Here is a 17,709-nt window from a genome sequence, read left to right on the forward strand (position 1 = left end):
AAACATTCTTGAAGGAGACTCCGTCATGAGCACATCCGTGGTCCTCCCCGCTCTCGGTGAGAGCGTCACAGAGGGTACGGTCACCCGCTGGCTGAAGCAGGTGGGAGACACCGTGCAGGCGGATGAAGGCCTGCTCGAGATCTCGACCGACAAGGTCGACACCGAGATCCCCTCGCCGGTCACCGGCGTGATCGAAGAGATCCTGGTCGCCGAAGACGAGACCGTCGAGGTCGGCGCCCTGCTGGCACGCATCGGCGATGGCAGCGCTCAGGCGCCCGCCTCGGATGCTCCGGCAGCCGCTGAGCCTGAGGCTGAGGCCGCACCTGCCGAGGCAGCACCCGCCGCGGAAGCCGCACCTGCTGCCGAGGCCGCTCCGGCCGCTGACGCAGCACCGGCTACTGAACCTGCTGCTCCCGCCGCTGAGGCTGAGGCAGCACCGGCTCCGTCCGCGTCCGCTGATGCCACCGACATCGTGCTCCCCGAGCTCGGCGAAAGCGTCACGGAAGGCACCGTCACCCGCTGGCTGAAGCAGGTCGGCGACGAGATCGCCGTCGACGAGCCGCTGCTGGAGATCTCCACCGACAAGGTCGACACGGAGATCCCCTCCCCCGTCGCCGGCGTCCTGCAGGAGATCCTCGCAGCGGAAGACGAGACCATCGCGGTCGGCAGCGTGCTTGCACGCGTGGGCTCCGGTGCCCCGGCAGCTCCTGCCGCCGAGGAACCCGCCGCTCCTGCCGCCGAGGCGCCCGCCGCTCCTGCACCGGAAGCTGCGGCACCTGTTGCCGAAACTCCAGCAGCGGAAGCAGCACCGGCACCCTCTGCCGAGGCCGCACCAGCTGCTGCGCCCGCCGCGGCACCGGCTCCCGCCGCTACGCCTGCACCAGCCCCGGCTCAGGCCGCCCCCGCACCGGCGGCACAGGCTCCGGCATCCGCTGAGTCCGCTCCTGCGTCGACTGACGGCGACAACGTCTACGTCACTCCGCTCGTGCGCCGTCTCGCGTCGCAGCAGGGCGTCGACCTCGCCACCGTCAAGGGTACCGGCGTCGGAGGACGCATCCGCAAGGAAGACGTCCTCAAGGCCGCCGAGTCCAAGACCGCCGCACCGGCTGCTGCAGCACCAGCCGCCGCGCCCGCGCCGCTCGAGGTCTCGCCGCTGCGGGGAACGACACAGCCGATGTCGCGTCTGCGCAAAGTTCTCGCCAAGCGCGCCGTCGAGTCGATGCAGCAGACCGCACAGCTCACCACGGTCGTGGAGGTCGATGTCACGAACGTCGCCAACTACCGCGACAGCGTCAAGGCGGACTTCCAGCAGAAGACGGGCGACAAGCTCTCCTTCCTGCCGTTCTTCGCTCTCGCCACGGCTGAGGCGCTGCAGGCGTTCCCGATCGTCAACTCCACCGTCGACGGCGAGAACATCGTCTACCCGGCCACCGAGAACGTGTCGATCGCCGTGGACACCGAGCGCGGGCTGCTGACTCCGGTGCTGCGCGATGCGGCGTCGAAGAACCTCGCCCAGATCGCGCACGAGATCGCCGACCTGGCTGCGCGCACACGTGACAACAAGCTGAAGCCCGACGAGCTTGCCGGTGGCACGTTCACGCTGACCAACACCGGCTCGCGCGGCGCGCTCTTCGACACCCCCGTGGTGTTCCTGCCGCAGTCTGCGATCCTCGGCACCGGCACGGTCGTCAAGCGTCCTGGTCTGGTCAAGGTCGACGGTGTCGACGCGATCTCCGTGCGCTCGTACGTCTATCTGGCACTGTCGTACGACCACCGCATCATCGACGGTGCGGATGCCGCGCGCTTCCTCGGAGCGATCAAGGCCCGCCTCGAGGCTGCGAACTTCGCGGGGGACCTCGGGATCTGAGCACCGCTCGCACCTAATCTGGCTGGTGCGCGACGTCATACACGTCGCGCACCAGCCAGATGTCGTTCTGGCGTTCGAGAACCATCATCTGCTCGTCGGCTCCGGATTCGATGGGCGTCAGCCTGATGACCGCGACGTCACCGTAGTCGTCCACCAGCGTCGCCGTGCTGCCGGATGCACCACGGACCGCGACGCCGTCGGACGGAGTCCGGGCGCCCTCGGCGACGGCATCGGCACAGGTCGCAGCGGCGGCCGTGACACATGCGCTGATCGCATCAAGCAGTGCGGGCACCGCACCCAGCGGCGCGCTCCCTTCGGGTGGAGACACGGGCGGTGACTCGGGCGGAAGCTGCGACGGCGTCGCGGCAGGCTTCGAAGTCTCGGCCGCGCCGGTCTCGTCGTCGCCCGCACCTTCGACAGAGCCGGCGATTGCGTCTACCTTCTCCGACGACGCGTCGGCAGAGGAACCACCATCGTCCCCTGGCCAGAGCAGACCGACCATCAACACGGCCGCACCGAGCGCGCCGGCCACCAGCATCGAGCGGCGCCGCGACGGCTTTGACATCGTTGCGTGGCCTGCACCGCCGGGCCGCTCGACGCGCGCCGATCGCGCGGGGCGCCGATCGCGCAGAAGGCTGACTTGCTCGCCCACCCTCTCCGTCACAGAACGCAGCAGACCCGCAGCAGCGGACTCCACGCGCTCCTGCGTCCTTCGCCGACGCCTTCCGCTCTCGGCCTCGCGAGACGCCGCATCCGCTGCCACCAGCCGCGGTGCCACATCGCTGACTCGCTCCGGTGCGAACACATCAAGCTGCAGCGCGCGCGGCGCCGCGCGCGCGAACAGCTGCTCCTCCCAGCGGCGATCGTCGTCGACCGGGTGTCGCGGTCCGCGCATTGCGGTGGCTGCCTCCTCCAGGGCGCGCACCGTGGCGCGATCCGCCTGCTGCCGTCCCAACCGCTCGAGGAGCGCGGCGGTGCGCGCCCTTGCGGTTCCGCCCTCGCCGTGCACGAACAAGGGACGCCCGTCGCCGGTCAGCCACCAATCGCCGAGCACGTCAGCATCCGCCCCCAGCTCACGCACACCGCGTAGCAGACTGACGACGAGGGTTCCGAGTTCCCCCGGTGCGAGCGGCGAATCGGACGCGTCCCGACGCCCCAGGAACGTCTCGACGCGCTGGGTGCACCAGGGCAACAGAGCATCGTGGCCATCCATGCGGCGCCTGACGTCGAGTACGCCGCACACGTGCTCCGCATCAGAGAACACCCACCCGGCCCACTCTCTGAGCTGCTCGACGTCGACGCAGACCGCAACGGAATCATCGAACGCCACGAGCGTGCCGGCGAATGGGCCCTCCTTCCCATCGACGGCACGGATCAGGCGATGCACCCCTGGTACGAGCGCGGCACGGTCGGCGGCAGCATCCGTCTCGGTCATCACCCCATCACAGCGCAGTGCGCCCTCGCCCGCCGCGGGAAGCAGCCGAATGTGGACAGACCGGAAGTTCTCCGAAATGTGCAGGGCGAGTGCGCCGGGCGCGAACGCGCACGTGGAGCGCGCGAGGACTCGGTAGTCTTGTATCCATGGCTAAGCGTGCTCCAGAACCCGAGAAGCGTCCGGGGTTCTTCTCCCAGATCAAGTCCCTGTTCCGGTTCACGCGTGAGGTGTACGGCTGGCTCCCCTGGGCTCAGATCGCGATCCTCGTCGCCGGCATCCTGCTCGGCCTCGTGGTCGGCTATCTCATTCCGCCGTTCCAAGTGTGGACACTCGTGCTCTGGGCGATCACGGGGCTCATGCTCGGCGTGCTCGGCGCGCTGTTCCTGATGACGCGCCTGTCGACCAACGCGATGTACGCCAAGATCGATGGCATGCCCGGCGCCTCCGGCCACGTGCTGAGCACGAGCCTCGGCCGCAACTGGCAGTCCTCGGACACTCCTGTCGGCATCAACCCGAAGACGCAGGAAGCCGTCTACCGCGCGGTCGGCCGCGGGGGCATCGTCGTCGTCGGCGAAGGAGCTCGCGGCCGCCTCACCCGTCTGGTGAACGAGGAGCGAAGCAAGGCTCAGCGCGTCGCGAACGGCGTTCCTGTGCACGTGTTCTATGTGGGCCACGGCGACGATGAAGTCGCGATCGCCGACCTCTCGAAGACGATCAAGAAGCTCCCCAAGGCGATCAACAAGACGACCATGGCTGCCGTCATCCGCCGTATCGACTCGGTCTCGCAGTCGGTGTCGTCGCTGCCGATCCCGAAGGGCATCGACCCGACGAAGGTCCGCGCTCAGCGTCCGCGCTGAGCTGCGACCCCGTCAGGGGCAAAGCCCGTCAGCTCAACGGCTCCTTCGGCAGACGACGCACCTTCGCCCTACGACGGCGACGCTCGGGGACCATTCCGCGCATCTCCTCGAGCTTGCCGAAGCACAGCAGTCGATCATCGGCCTCGAGCACCACATGTTTGCGCGGATTGGGAATGACGCTGACGCCGCGGTGCAGCGTCAGCACGGTGATGTCGCGCTCCCACAACCCGGAGTCCCCCAGAGTCTTGCCGACGAGCTCCGCAGCGTTGTGCACGAGCAGCTCTGCCACGCCGTAGCCCGTTGACACGGTCAGTCGCTGGCGAACGTCGATCTCAGGGAAAGCCACCTGTCCCGAGATGTGGTCGATGATCGCGCCGGCGACATCGAGGTTGGTGGCCTGCTCGATGCCCTGAAGGCCCGGTGAGGAGTTGACCTCCATCACCAACGGGCCTTCGTCGCCTTCCAGCATGTCGACGCCGGCCACCCGCAGGCCCATGATCTGCGCGGATCGCACCGCCACCTGCTCGTACGCTGGCTCGAGTTGAACGCGCTCGACGCTGCCGCCGCGATGCACGTTCGAGCGGAACTCGTCGCCCGCAGCGACACGTCGCATCGCCGCGACGACACGATCGCCGACGACGAGCGCCCGGATGTCGCGTCCCCTGCTCTCGGCGATGAACTTCTGAATCAGCACGTTCTGGTTCGTGGAATGCAGCGTCTCGATGATCGCCTCAGCGACCTTCACCTGCGGGGCGAGAATGACGCCGATCCCCTGAGTCCCCTCCAGCAGTTTGATGACAACCGGTGCGCCGCCGACCCGCTCGATGGCCGGCCGCACATCCGCGCGGTTGCGCACGAACGCCGTCGCCGGCATGGCGATGTTGTGACGGGAGAGGATCTGATTCGCTCGAAGCTTGTCCCGTGCGCTGGAGATGCCGTTCGCCGTGTTCGGCGTGTACACGTCCATCTGCTCGAACTGACGCACCACTGCGGTGCCGAAGTATGTGATCGAGCTGCCGATGCGGGGCAAAATCGCGTCGTAGTCGCTCAGCGGGCGACCTCGGTAGTGCAGGTCGGGCTCGTCCGCCGTCAGGTCGATCGCGAACTTCAGCGTGTTCAGCACCTTGACGGTATGCCCGCGCTGGAGTGCAGCCGCGCGGAGGCGTTGCGTCGAGTACGCCTGCGGAGCGCGGGAGAGAACGGCGAGCTTCACGTGTGTTTCCTGCCAAGATATATCGGGTGACGAAGACATCTCATTCAAACACTCTTACGGGGTGGCGTGAATGGGTGAGCCTGCCCGACGCCGGTGTCGATTGGATCAAGGCCAAGGTCGACACGGGTGCGCGTACCTCGTCGTTGCACGCGTTCGACGTCGAGGAGTTCGAACGAGAGGGCGAGGCATGGGTGCGCTTCCGGGTGAATCCCTGGCAGCACACCAACGCGGATGCCACGATCGTCGAATGCCCTGTGCACGACAGACGGGCGGTCCGCAGCTCTTCCGGACACGCCCAGCAGCGACTCGTCGTGCTTCTGGCGATCCGCCTCGTCGACCAGCTCGTCGTATCAGAGGTAACGCTCAGCAATCGCGATGAGATGGGCTTTCGCATGCTGATCGGTCGCGAGGCGCTGCGGCGCGGCTTCATCGTGGATCCGGCGCGCTCGTTCCTGGGCGGCCGAGCGCCGAAGGAGACCCGCCGCCGCAACCGCGGCCGACACTGACCGCGTCAGGCCCGGATCAGGACCGTGCCCGCGAGCTTGTCGTGCAGTCCACGCTGGTCCTGATCCCAGATCACTGCGGGGATCACGACGACGAGCAGCAGTGTGCGCACGATCGGACGCCAGAGGCCGACCCAGCCGCCGCCCAGCATCACCAGACGCATTCCGAGGATGCGGTGACCCGGGCTGCCGCCGATCGTCGGAATGAAGACGATCTGCACGACCGCGAAGATCAGAAGTGTCGCGATCGAGTCGTATTGGAAGAACGCGATCGAGATGATCACGGCTGCGGCCCAGTCGATGGCGAGAGCGCCGATGCGACGGCCGACCCTGGCGATGCTGCGTGGGCCGGTTGAGGGAAGGCCGAGATGTTCACCGGGGTACGTGTACTCAGCATCCGTCACCTCCTCAGTCTACCGGCGGTCTGTAACATGGCGGAAACATAGAGGACATGGCCGGGTAACCCTCCGGCCATAACCTGCTTGCAGCCTTCAAGGCCCCGATCCGCATCATCTGGAGTGATAAATGTTCACCGATTCGTCCGAGGTTCTGAGCTATATCAAGGAGAACGACGTCAAGTTCCTTGACATCCGTTTCACTGATCTGCCCGGTGTCCAGCAGCACTTCAACATCCCCGCGTCGACGGTCGACGAGGCATTCTTCACCGACGGCCAGCTGTTCGACGGCTCGTCGATCCGCGGATTCGCCAGCATCCACGAGTCCGACATGCAGCTCATCCCCGACGTCACCACGGCGTACGTCGACCCGTTCCGCGAGGCGAGCACTCTCGTGATGCTCTTCGACATCTACAACCCGCGCACCGGCGAGATCTACTCGAAGGACCCGCGTCAGGTCGCCAAGAAGGCAGAGAAGTACCTCGTCTCCACTGGCATCGCCGACACGGCGTTCTTCGCCCCCGAGGCCGAGTTCTACATCTTCGACGACGTCCGCTACTCGGTGACCGCGAACTCGAGCTTCTACAGCGTCGACTCCGAAGAAGGCGCCTGGAACACCGGCCGTGACGAAGAGGGCGGCAACCTCGGCAACAAGACGCCGTACAAGGGCGGGTACTTCCCGGTCAGCCCAGTCGACAAGACGGCTGACCTCCGGGACGACATCACCCTCAAGCTGATCGAGGCGGGTTTCATCCTCGAGCGCTCGCACCACGAGGTCGGCACCGGTGGGCAGCAGGAGATCAACTACCGCTTCGACACGATGGTGCACGCGGCAGACGACATCCTGAAGTTCAAGTACATCGTCAAGAACACCGCAGAAGAGTGGGGCAAGTCGGCGACCTTCATGCCGAAGCCGCTGTACGGCGACAACGGATCCGGCATGCACACGCACCAGTCGCTGTGGAGCGACGGCAAGCCGCTGTTCTACGACGAGGCAGGCTACGGCCAGCTCAGCGACGTCGCTCGCTGGTACATCGGCGGCATCCTGGCTCACGCGCCGGCGCTGCTCGCCTTCACGAACCCGACGCTGAACAGCTACCACCGTCTGGTCAAGGGCTTCGAGGCTCCGGTCAACCTGGTCTACTCGGCCGGCAACCGCTCGGCTGCTATCCGCATCCCGATCACGGGCTCCAACCCGAAGGCGAAGCGCATCGAGTTCCGCGCACCGGATGCGTCGGGCAACCCGTACCTCGCATTCGCCGCCCAGCTTATGGCCGGCCTCGACGGCATCAAGAACCGCATCGAGCCGCACGAGCCGGTCGACAAGGACCTCTACGAGCTTCCGCCTGAGGAGGCCAAGAACATCCCCCAGGTGCCGAACTCCCTGCTGGACTCGCTCGACGCACTCCGTGACGACCACCAGTTCCTGCTCGAAGGCGGCGTCTTCACGCCCGAGCTCATCGAGACCTGGATCTCCTACAAGATCGAGAACGAAATCCTGCCGATGGCGCAGCGTCCGCACCCGTTCGAGTTCGAGCTCTACTACGGAGTCTGACCTTCTAACGCCGATTCCAGCACGAGAGAACCCCCCGAGTCCGCACTCCGGGGGTTCTCTCGTGCGTTGAGTATCGCTGCGATCGGAATCCGCGACGAGATGCTCCGTCCGGCTTGAATTGCGCTGCTAGAGTGATCGCGCACCGATGCATCGCGGTGTCGACATCTTGTCGCACTTGTCGAGAAGGAAAGCTCCGTGCCCGAAGCCAACGCAAGCTCTGCTTCCTCCCCTCTCCCCGCGATCTCGCGACGCACGGCTCTCGCTGCCGCAGCCTGGTCTGTCCCGATCGTGGCCGCTGCGGTGGCCGTGCCCGCGCACGCAGCGAGTGGCGACACCATCGACGCGACTGGCGTGACTCTCACCTTCACTGGACCGCAGTGGAGCTCCGAGTTCCGGCTGAGCGGGCAGCTCACGCTCTCCTCCCCTGCCACTGCGGCGACGACGGTCACGGCCACCGTCACGTGGCAAGGCACCGGTTCGAACACCGGCGCCGAAGGGCTCTACCTCTACAAGGGGAACATTCCCGGCGGCGACGCTGGCATCGTCGGCTGGACGACCGTGCAAGGCGCTGCAGATGATCAGCTTCACACGACCTTCGCGTTCCAGACTTCGCCGGGTGCAGGCACCACCCAGGTTCTGACAACCTCCAGCTATGACGGAGAGACGATGAATGGCTTCATGTACGGTGCAGAGACGCAGATCGGCGCATCCACTTTCTGGGATGGTGCGATCACCATCCGCTTCTCTTCACCGGGGTACACGGACGCCGTTCTCGTGGTGCCCTACGTGCAGACGATCTGATCCGGCGGGAATCTCGGCCTCGACGAGTACCGACTGAGAGTTTCAGACGTTCCCATGCCTGCTCGGAGGGGTCTTGCAACGCATACGCTGTCGACCAGAATCCGTCCGGGGAGTCGAGCTCGGCCTGAACGCTGAACCCGAACGTCGAGTACCGCTCCTTGTCCATCTGCCCGCTGCGGAAGAAGCACAGCACTTTGCCGTCACGCGCGTAGCCGGGCTGACCGTAGTAGAGCTTGGGAGCGAGCTCGGGAGCGACGGTCGTGACGATCGCATGGACGCGCTCCGCCATCTGGCGGTCGCCGTCAGGCATCTGTGCGATCTTCGCCAGCACATCAGCCTCCTCCGCAGCGGCCTTCTCGGCTCCCTTCGCGCGTTTCGCATCCGCCTTCAGCTCCGCCGCGCGTTCTTTCATCGCGGCGCGCTCCTGAGCGGAGAATCCATCCTTCGTCGAGGGCGTCTCAGTCATCGAACTTTCCTCCGCATTGCGTATTCGGTGATGTGACATCCACGCTACGGCCGGCCCGCGACCGGAGGCGTCTTGAATCCCTCCCTGTCTCCGCGTGAATCAGGCGGATCGACCGCGAGCGCTCAATGCACGCGAAGCCCGCCGGCCTGCACGTGGACGTCGAAAGATGAGACCTCGCCCACTTCTTCACCGTCGATTTCGAAGGCCAGCGGCTGCTCGAGCTCGACCCGGATGCGCTCTGCCGTGAGGTGGCGGGTGGACTCTGTGCTCACCGCGGTCTCATCACGGGTCAGCAGACGACGGATGCCGTTGTCCCAGACCACTGAGCGCACGGTGTCGAGCCACTGCAGTGCGCCGTCTGCGCTCACCAGCAGCAGGTCGAGCAGCCCGTCGTCGAGCTTCGCGTCCGGCAGCAGGCGCACACCGCCCTGCACCATGCCGCAATTGCCGATCAGAAGAGTGTGACCGCGCACCTCCTGCGCGCCTCCCCCATCCAGAGCAAGCGTGATGCCGGTCATCTCGGTGCCGGCCATCGCGCGCCCCATCGCCTCGACGTAGGCGAGCCACCCGGCGCGATCCTTCAGGTCGTCATCCGTCTCCACGAGCATCTGCGCATCGATGCCGAAACCGACCATCACCATGAAGGCCTGATCTTCGCCGCCGGTGTTCACCCAGCCGAGATCGATCTGCCTGGTCTCTCCGGCGCTGATCCGCGCGAGGGCAGCGGGAATGTCATCCAACGGCACTTCGAGATTGCGCGCGAGCAGGTTGCCGGTGCCCTGCGGCACGATGCCGAGCGCAGCATCCGACCCGGCCAGCCCTTCTGCGACCGCACGCACGGTGCCGTCGCCGCCGACGGCGATCACCGTCTCGCAGCCTGCGGCGATGGCTTCCTTCGCCATACCTAGCCCAGGATCGTCCTCGCTCGTCTCCCACCACTGCACATCACCGTCCAGCGCGTCATCCACTGCCGAGCGCAGTGTGCCCTCGTCGATCTTCGACGGGTTCCAGATGATGCCGATCTTCGTCGCTGTCATGTGCTCAGCCTGAGCCAGTGATGGCGATCGCGCAACTCAGCCGTAGAAGAGATTCTCGAACGCCCGTCGTGCGCGCCTGGTGACGCCGAGATAGTCCTCTTCGACGGCCGTGGCGGAGCGGTCAGGATAGCCGAGCAGATGGGCGATCGCATCGAGTTCACGCCTGTCGGCGGGGAGCATGTCGGACGTGTGCCCGGTTCGAAGGGTGATCGCCGAACGCAGCCTGCTCGCCAACAGCCATGCCCCACGCAGCTTCTCCGCGTCGTCGGCCGGCACGAGCTCAGCATCCACGGCCGCCTGCAGGGCGTCCAGAGTCGACGTCGTACGAAGCGCCGGCACCGCATGGGCGTGCTGCAGCTGCACGAGCTGAACCAGCCACTCGACGTCGCTGAGCGATCCAGGCCCCAACTTGAGGTGACGATGCGGGTCAGCACCCTGAGGAAGCCGCTCGCCCTCCACCCGCGCCTTGATCCGCTTGATCTCGCGCAGCCCCTGCTCATCGACCTGCTCCGGATAGCGGATGCTGTCTGCCAGCTGCATGAACTTCATCAGCAGCTGCGAGCTGCCTGCCACGCCACGCGCGCGCAACAGCGCCTGTGCTTCCCATGACACGGACCAGCGCCGGTAGTACTCGGTGTACGCGGCGATGGATCGCACCACGGGTCCCTGGCGCCCCTCCGGGCGCAGATCCGCATCGAGGTCGAGCGGCACACGATGGTCGGTCAGATGCTCCCGGAGACCGGCGACGAGCTTCGTCGAGAGCGTCTGCGCGCGCTGCGGATCGATTCCGTTGGCGTCGTAGACGTACAGGATGTCGGCATCCGATCCGAATCCGAGCTCCGCACCGCCGAACCGCCCCATGCCGATCACGGCGAAGTCGAGCGCGTCATCTTCGGGCGGCACGACCTCGCGGCGCACAGCCCTCAGCGCTGCCTGAATGGTCGCGTCGGTGATGGCGGTGAGCGAGGTCGCGAGCTCTTCGATGGTCAGCACGTCCAATACCGCGCCCATGGCGGTACGCAGCAACTCCCGCCGCCTCAACGCACGTACGGCCTTCAGTGCGGGGCCGACCGACTTGTGACGCGTCTGGATCGCCCGTGCCTCTTCGTAGAGCTGCGATGCGGCGCGTGGGCGAAGCCGCTCGGGGCTGTCCAGCCATGCCACCGATTCGGGGATCCACTCCATGAGCTCGCCGATGTAGCGTGACGCCGACAGCAGGCGCGTGAGGCTCTCGGCCGCGCCGGAGGAATCGCGCAGCATCCGGAGGAACCAAGAGGTGTCCCCCAGCCGTTCGCTGATCCTTCGGAAGGCGAGCAGTGCATAGTCTGGGTCGCTGCCGTCCGCGAACCACCGCACCATGATCGGCATGAGGTGGCGCTGGATCGTGACCTTGCGGCTGATGCCAGAGGTGAGCGCGCCGATATGACGCAGCGCGCCGGCAGCATCGCGGAACCCGATCGCTGCGAGGCGATCATGGGCCTGCGCGGTCGAGAGCGTGCGCTCCTCTTCCGGTAGTGCGGCCACAGCGCTCAGCAGCGGCCGATAGAACAGGCGGGTGTGGATGTCGCGCACCTCGCGCCGAACGCTCTCCCAGAGAGCCCAGATGCCCTCTCCGGTGTCAGCCAGTCCGGTGGCTCTGGCCAGAATCCGCAGCTCGTCAGCGGTTCTTGGCATGAGGTGCGTGCGGGAGAGTTCGCGCAGCTGCAACCGGTGTTCCAGAAGTCGAAGGGTCCGGTAGTCGGTGGCGAACGTCGCCGCATCCTCACGCCCGATGTATCCGCCGGCGACGAGCGCGTCCAGGCTCTCCAGTGTTCCCTTCGTGCGCAGGCTCGGATCGGTGAGTCCGTGCACCAGCTGGAGCAGCTGCACGGTGAATTCGATGTCGCGCAGACCGCCGGTGCCCAGCTTGATCTGGTGTGCGGCGTCTTCGGGGTCGATGTGCTCCGTGACGCGCTCGCGCATCCGCTGCACGCTGTCCACGAAGTTCTCTCGCGCGGCACTCGACCAGATCTTCGGCTGTACGGCCTCGATGTAGGCCTCACCGAGAACAGGGTCCCCTGCGAGCGGGCGTGCCTTGAGGAGGGCCTGGAACTCCCAGCTCTTCGCCCATCTGTCGTAGTAGGCCAGGTGAGAGCCGAGCGAGCGCACCAACGCCCCCTGCTTGCCCTCTGGGCGAAGATTCGCGTCGACCTCCCACAGCGGCGGCTCGATCTCGATGCCCTCCAGCCCGCGCATCGTCTCGATCGCGAGCTTGGTGGCGATGTCGATGGAGCGCCCCTCTTCGAGTCGCTCCTCGTCGCCGGTGCCACCGACGAAGATCACGTCGACGTCGCTCACATAGTTGAGCTCGCGGGCGCCGGCCTTGCCCATTCCGATGATCGACAGCCGCGTGAGAGCGACTTCGTCACGTGGACGAGTGCCGGCGACTCGCGTGCGCGCCACTGCAAGCGATGCCTCCAGAGCTGCGCCGGCTGCGTCCGCGAGCGCAGCCGACACCGCTGCGATGCGCAGCGCGGGTTCGGCGGCTGAGAGATCGACGGCGGCGATCTCGGCGAGCGAGCGACGGTACGCGATCCGCAGTGCGACCAGCGCGGAATCGTCTGCCGTCTCCGCGAAGCCGTCCTTCGCACCGACGGAGTCGAGCAGACGCTCGCTCAGCGTCACCGCACTCGGCACCAGCGGACCGACCTCGGCGAGCACTGAGAGCTGATCGGGGTGTCGGAGGAAGAAGTCGGCCAGACCGTTGGACGCACCGAACACGCGCCAGCACATGCCGCGCGCTTCATCGTCACGCAGCACCTGCTGCAGTGCGCTCGGGTCGCGGCGCGCCACTCTGACCATCCCCCCGGCCGCGCCGTCGGGATCCGCACACGCTGCACCGTCGACGAGCGTCGATCGCTCGATGTCGACCAGCGCCGAGAGCTCTTCAAGGACCTCAGCGGCTGTACTCAGATCGGCGAAGCCGACCCGCGCGAGGGACGACAGCGAGAACGTGGAATCCGATCGAGCCATCGGCTCAGAGAAGCTCGAGGTTGCTCTTCAGCTCGAACGGGGTCACCTGACCGCGGTACGCTTCCCACTCCTTGCGCTTGTTGAGCAGCACGTAATTGAAAACCTGCTCGCCGAGAGTCTCGGCGACGAGCTCCGATGACTCCATGTACTCGAGCGCATGGTCGAGGCTGGCAGGCAATGACGAGTATCCGAGCGCACGACGCTCCGCATCGCTGAGCGACCACACGTTGTTCTCGGCCTCTGGCGGCAACTCGTACTCGTTCTCGATGCCCTTGAGCCCTGCGGCGAGCAGCAGCGCGTATGCGAGATACGGATTGGCGGCAGAGTCGAGCCCGCGGTACTCGACGCGCGAGGACTGGCTCTTGTGCGGCTTGTACATCGGCACGCGGATGAGAGCGGATCGGTTCGTGTGGCCCCAGGTCACGAAGCTCGGTGCCTCGTCGCCGCCCCACAGCCGCTTATACGAGTTCACGAACTGATTCGTGACGGCGGCGATCTCGTTGGCGTGCTTGAGGAGACCCGCGATGAAGTGCCGTCCGGTCTTGGAGAGCTGGTATTGGGCGCCCTCCTCCCAGAAGGCGTTCTGGTCGCCTTCGAACAGCGACATGTGCGTGTGCATGCCGCTGCCCGGCTGGTCGCTCATCGGCTTCGGCATGAACGTCGCATACACGCCCTGCTCGATCGCCACTTCTTTGACCACCGTGCGGAACGTCATGATGTTGTCGGCCATGGTGAGCGCATCCGCGTACCGCAGGTCGATCTCGTTCTGGCCCGGTCCGCCCTCGTGGTGGCTGTACTCGACCGAGATGCCCAGGTCTTCCAGCATCCGCACCGAGCGCCGGCGGAAGTCGTGTGCCGTTCCACCGGGGACGTTGTCGAAGTACCCGGCGGAGTCGACGGGGACAGGGCCGTCGGGCCCGATCAGCGATGACTTGAGCAGGTAGAACTCGATCTCGGGATGCGTGTAGAAGGTGAAGCCGGCGTCAGCGGCCTTCGCGAGCGTGCGCTTGAGCACATGCCGCGGGTCGGCGACGGCAGGCTGCCCGTCGGGCGTGGTGAGATCGCAGAACATGCGAGCGGTCGGGTCGATCTCGCCCCGCCACGGCAGCGTTTGGAACGTCGTCGGGTCGGGCTGCGCAAGCAGATCCGACTCGTACGTCCGCGTCAGCCCTTCGATGGCAGAGCCGTCGAAACCGATGCCTTCGGCGAACGCGCCCTCGACCTCGGCCGGCGCGATCGCCACGGACTTCAGCGTGCCGATCACGTCGGTGAACCACAGACGCACGAATTTCACGCCACGCTCTTCGATCGTGCGCAGCACGAAGTCTCGCTGCTTGTCCATTCCCATATGACTAGTGCTTCCCATCCACATCGGTCTTGCGCACGTCGGTCGCTTTGCGCCAATCCTCATCGATGGCTTCTTCCGCAGCCCAGGCCTCCGAGCGCGCGCGCAGCATCTGGAGCGCACCTGCCGCTGCCTCAGCGGTGTCGAAGGGGCCGATTCTGTCGACCGCAGGCGAGATGTAGCCGTACTCGACCTCACCGGTATCGGTGTTGTACCAATACTTGCGCTCCCCGCTGGACATGTATGAATCCTCACCGCGAGACATGGCAGCTCCCTTCGTAAGCTTCTGTCACGATCCTACTGTCGTCGCGGCCGCTCGCTAGGCTATTGACCATGGCAAAAGCGATCGGCGTCGACATCGGCGGCACAGGCATCAAGGCGGGCATTGTCGACCTAAAAAAGGGGGCACTCGAATCGGATCGTGTTCGGGTCGACACCCCCAAGGGCGCATCGCCGGAAGACGTGCTCAAAGCCGTCAACGAGGTACTCGACACACTCGAAGTTCGGGAATCGGATCTGCCTCTCGGCGTCGCGTTCCCCGCGATCGTGAAGAACGGCAAGACGCTTTCTGCGGCGAACGTCTCGGACGCGTGGATCGGCTTCGAAGCGGAGAAATTCTTCGAGGACGGCCTCGGCCGTCACATCACCTTCGTGAACGACGCGGATGCTGCAGGCGTCGCAGAGGTGCGTCACGGCGCGGCACGCGACGTCGATGGCCTCACGATCCTGGCGACTCTGGGCACCGGCATCGGCTCGGCGTTCCTGTACGACGGCGTGCTGCTGCCGAACACCGAACTCGGCCACCTGCTCTACAACGGCACGGCCGTCGGGGACGCGTCCATTGAAAGGTGGACGGCGTACTCGGCGATGGAGCGCGAGAACCTGTCGTGGGAGGAATGGTCGGCCCGCCTGCAGGTGTTCTTCTCGCATGTCGAGTTCCTCTTCAGCCCTGACCTCTTCGTCGTAGGCGGCGGTGTCTCGAAGCACCCGGAGAAGTTCATCCCCCTGCTCGAGCTGAACACGCCGATCATCCCGGCCATCCACCGCAACTCGTCCGGAATCATCGGCGCTGCATCGCTCGCAGCCGACTGATCCCCACGCACTGAACCGACGAAGGGCTCGGCGACCATGACAGGTCGCCGAGCCCTTTCACATCGGTGGGGCGAATGGGCCGGCCTGTACGCCGGGTTCTGTTCCGGGGCCTCTCTCGAGGGATCCCTTCGACGGCCATCTCTCTCGGCGACACGTTGCCGTGCCGCTCCAGCGGTCTACCCGAGGACTCGGCGAGCCGCGTCAACATCCTCTGTCTGACCTTGCTCCGGACGAGGTTTACCTGGCAGGTCATGTCACCATGACCCCCGGTGGTCTCTTACACCACCCTTTCACCCTTACCGGGGCATGCCCCGGCGGTCTGCTCTCTGTGGCACTTTCTCGCGGATTGCTCCGGGTGGGTGTTACCCACCATCCTGCCCTGTGGAGCCCGGACGTTCCTCGGTGCGGTCTCCCGCAACGCGGCCGTCCAGCCGACCCATTCGCACTCTCAGTCTACTTCTCCGCCGTCTGCACGATTCGCAGATCAAGGGGCACATCGATCGGGAAGCCGCCGAACAGTCGGCGCGTCGCGACGGCGGCGGACTGGCGCACGGCCTCAGCCGCAGCATCCGCCGACTCGGCCGGCACGTGCAGGATCACCTCGTCGTGGAGGAAGAAGGCCAGATGTGCGTTGCGGGCGAAAGGGCCGGATGCTGCGGCCGGCGTAGCAGCCTCGGGAAGCCCCCGGAGCCGATGACGGATCTCCGCCAGCCAGATGAGCGCCCACTCGGCAGCTGTCCCCTGCACCACGAAGTTGCGGGTGAACCGGCCGCGCTCGCGCGCGCTCTGCCGCGCGCGCTTCACCTCTACTGGATCGGCGTCGGCACCACTCGCGTCACTCTGCATCGCCTGCCACGCGGCATCCGGCCGAGGAGAGGAACGGCCGAGGTTCGTCGACACAACGCCCCCGTCCTCTCCTGTACGCGCGGCCTCGTCCAAGAGGCGCATCGCACGAGGGTAGACCTTGCGCAGCCGGGGAACCAGGCGCCCGCTGTCGCCGGTCGTCGCGCCGTACATCGCGCCGAGCACGGCATACTTCGCCTCTTCGCGTGTTGCCACGGCGCCGGATGCGACGACACCGGCATACAGGTCGCGGCCGCGCGCCGCCTCGGCCATCGCCTTATCGCCGGCCATCGCCGCCAGCATGCGAGGTTCGAGCTGCGCGACGTCCGCGACGATCAGCATCCAACCCTCGTCCGCCTGCACTGCGGGGCGGAGGATGCGAGGGATCTGCAGTGCTCCCCCACCTGATGATGCCCAGCGGCCCGTGACGACGCCTCCGGGAATGTATACGGGGCGGAAGCGGCCATCGCGCACCCACTCGGACAGCCAGGCCCAGCCGTTCGCGCTCAGAAGCCGCGAGAGTTTCTTATACGCCAGCAGCGGCTCGATGACTGGATGGGCGACCTCACTCAGCTCCCACTGGCTCGTCGACTCGACGTTCACGCCGACGCGGTGCAGCGCACGGAGAAGCTTCACGTGGCTGTCCAGGTGGAGCTGCGGGTCGCCGAGGTGGAAGCGCACCTTCTCGGCGAGTTCGGCCATGCGTGCGGGCAGACCGCCGCCCGCCGGTCGTGGGCCGAGCACGTCGACGAGGATGCGGTCGTGCGCCTCGGCATCCCACGGCACTCCGCCAGCGCGCATCTCCTCGGCGATCAGTCCGCCGGCGGATTCCGCCGCGCACAGCAGCGGCAGGTGCCCCGTCTTGTCGGCGGCGATAACGCGGCACTGCTCCCGATACTGCTCGAGGAGGTCGTCTGCCGAATCCCCCGACGGCCGCGCGAGCAGGTCGAACAGCGCGGGCGCTCCGGCATCCGGCTCGCGGGGAAGCCAGTCCGCTGACGGCACTAGCGGTCGCGCGACACGATCGGTGTCGCGAAGGATCGCGTGACACAGCAGAAGGTCATGCGCCCTCGTCAGGACCACCCCTTCGGCCAGCAGACGCGGATACAGCTCTCTCGCACTGCGGATCACCCACCGCGGCGAACGGTTCTGCTCCACATCGCGCACCCACTCGACGAGGTCAGGGCCTGCGAGCTCGACACGGTGTCGCTCTGCTCCATCGGCATCGAGCTCGATGGCGAGGAAGTCACCGCTGCCGGCGGAGGCCAGCATGATTCTCGCGTCCGAT

At 66.4% G+C, this 17,709-nt stretch carries 15 protein-coding genes and 1 other RNA gene; 6 read left to right on the top strand and 10 right to left on the bottom strand.

What is annotated here, in order from left to right:
• The first annotated feature begins 25 nt into the window (after positions 1–25).
• Positions 26–1,867 carry a 2-oxoglutarate dehydrogenase, E2 component, dihydrolipoamide succinyltransferase gene (gene sucB / locus HDC95_RS04450; RefSeq protein ID WP_259061969.1) on the top strand — a complete coding sequence of 614 codons (1,842 nt, stop codon included), beginning with the start codon at positions 26–28 and terminating at the stop codon, positions 1,865–1,867.
• A gap of 13 nt (positions 1,868–1,880) precedes the next feature.
• On the opposite strand, the gene HDC95_RS04455 is transcribed toward sucB, so the two are convergent.
• Positions 1,881–3,302, bottom strand: coding sequence for a hypothetical protein (locus HDC95_RS04455; RefSeq protein ID WP_259061970.1), 1,422 nt, complete (start codon positions 3,300–3,302; stop codon positions 1,881–1,883).
• Between the two features lie 146 nt (positions 3,303–3,448).
• Here HDC95_RS04455 and HDC95_RS04460 point away from each other — a divergent pair, with 146 nt between their 5' ends.
• Entirely contained in the window at positions 3,449–4,159 is a 711-nt protein-coding gene (locus tag HDC95_RS04460) for a DUF4191 domain-containing protein (protein ID WP_259061971.1), read from the top strand.
• A gap of 28 nt (positions 4,160–4,187) precedes the next feature.
• Here the strand turns inward: HDC95_RS04460 and HDC95_RS04465 are convergent, their stop codons facing one another.
• Positions 4,188–5,372 (bottom strand): RimK family alpha-L-glutamate ligase, encoded by a 1,185-nt coding sequence (locus HDC95_RS04465; RefSeq protein WP_259061972.1) that lies wholly within the window; start codon positions 5,370–5,372, stop codon positions 4,188–4,190.
• Positions 5,373–5,389: 17 nt separating this feature from the next.
• Here HDC95_RS04465 and HDC95_RS04470 point away from each other — a divergent pair, with 17 nt between their 5' ends.
• Positions 5,390–5,878, top strand: a complete 489-nt coding sequence (locus HDC95_RS04470; RefSeq protein ID WP_396652671.1) for an ATP-dependent zinc protease — start codon at positions 5,390–5,392, stop codon at positions 5,876–5,878.
• Positions 5,879–5,883: 5 nt separating this feature from the next.
• Here the strand turns inward: HDC95_RS04470 and HDC95_RS04475 are convergent, their stop codons facing one another.
• Positions 5,884–6,279 carry an RDD family protein gene (locus tag HDC95_RS04475; RefSeq protein WP_259061974.1) on the bottom strand — a complete coding sequence of 132 codons (396 nt, stop codon included), beginning with the start codon at positions 6,277–6,279 and terminating at the stop codon, positions 5,884–5,886.
• Positions 6,280–6,400: 121 nt separating this feature from the next.
• On the opposite strand from HDC95_RS04475, the gene glnA reads away from it, so the two are divergent.
• Positions 6,401–7,825: a type I glutamate--ammonia ligase gene (gene glnA, locus HDC95_RS04480; RefSeq protein ID WP_259061975.1), complete on the top strand. Its 1,425-nt coding sequence runs from the start codon at positions 6,401–6,403 to the stop codon at positions 7,823–7,825.
• 195 nt (positions 7,826–8,020) lie between these two features.
• On the top strand, positions 8,021–8,626 hold the full coding sequence (locus HDC95_RS04485; RefSeq protein ID WP_259061977.1) for a hypothetical protein: 606 nt from the start codon (positions 8,021–8,023) through the stop codon (positions 8,624–8,626).
• Here the strand turns inward: HDC95_RS04485 and HDC95_RS04490 are convergent.
• The 5 genes from HDC95_RS04490 to HDC95_RS04510 form a co-directional block, all read right to left on the bottom strand.
• Positions 8,556–9,092 (bottom strand): DUF1801 domain-containing protein, encoded by a 537-nt coding sequence (locus HDC95_RS04490; RefSeq protein ID WP_259061978.1) that lies wholly within the window; start codon positions 9,090–9,092, stop codon positions 8,556–8,558. The genes HDC95_RS04485 and HDC95_RS04490 overlap by 71 nt on opposite strands.
• 122 nt (positions 9,093–9,214) lie before the next feature.
• Positions 9,215–10,129 (bottom strand): diacylglycerol kinase family protein, encoded by a 915-nt coding sequence (locus HDC95_RS04495; RefSeq protein ID WP_259061980.1) that lies wholly within the window; start codon positions 10,127–10,129, stop codon positions 9,215–9,217.
• Positions 10,130–10,165: 36 nt separating this feature from the next.
• Entirely contained in the window at positions 10,166–13,141 is a 2,976-nt protein-coding gene (locus HDC95_RS04500) for a bifunctional [glutamine synthetase] adenylyltransferase/[glutamine synthetase]-adenylyl-L-tyrosine phosphorylase (protein WP_259061982.1), read from the bottom strand.
• Between the two features lie 4 nt (positions 13,142–13,145).
• A complete protein-coding gene (locus HDC95_RS04505; protein ID WP_259061984.1) occupies positions 13,146–14,483 on the bottom strand; it encodes a glutamine synthetase family protein in 1,338 nt (445 codons plus the stop codon).
• Between the two features lie 10 nt (positions 14,484–14,493).
• Positions 14,494–14,727: an SPOR domain-containing protein gene (locus tag HDC95_RS04510; RefSeq protein ID WP_259061986.1), complete on the bottom strand. Its 234-nt coding sequence runs from the start codon at positions 14,725–14,727 to the stop codon at positions 14,494–14,496.
• Between the two features lie 92 nt (positions 14,728–14,819).
• Here HDC95_RS04510 and ppgK point away from each other — a divergent pair, with 92 nt between their 5' ends.
• Positions 14,820–15,578 (top strand): polyphosphate--glucose phosphotransferase, encoded by a 759-nt coding sequence (gene ppgK / locus HDC95_RS04515; RefSeq protein WP_259061987.1) that lies wholly within the window; start codon positions 14,820–14,822, stop codon positions 15,576–15,578.
• A gap of 71 nt (positions 15,579–15,649) precedes the next feature.
• Here the strand turns inward: ppgK and rnpB are convergent.
• Both rnpB and HDC95_RS04525 read right to left on the bottom strand, forming a co-directional pair.
• An RNA gene (gene rnpB, locus HDC95_RS04520) (RNase P RNA component class A) lies at positions 15,650–16,017 on the bottom strand.
• Between the two features lie 14 nt (positions 16,018–16,031).
• Entirely contained in the window at positions 16,032–17,693 is a 1,662-nt protein-coding gene (locus HDC95_RS04525; RefSeq protein WP_259061989.1) for a bifunctional 3'-5' exonuclease/DNA polymerase, read from the bottom strand.
• Positions 17,694–17,709: the final 16 nt, after the last annotated feature.

The organism is Microbacterium sp. AK031, assembly GCF_024807145.1.
Taxonomy (GTDB): Bacteria; Actinomycetota; Actinomycetes; order Actinomycetales; family Microbacteriaceae; genus Microbacterium.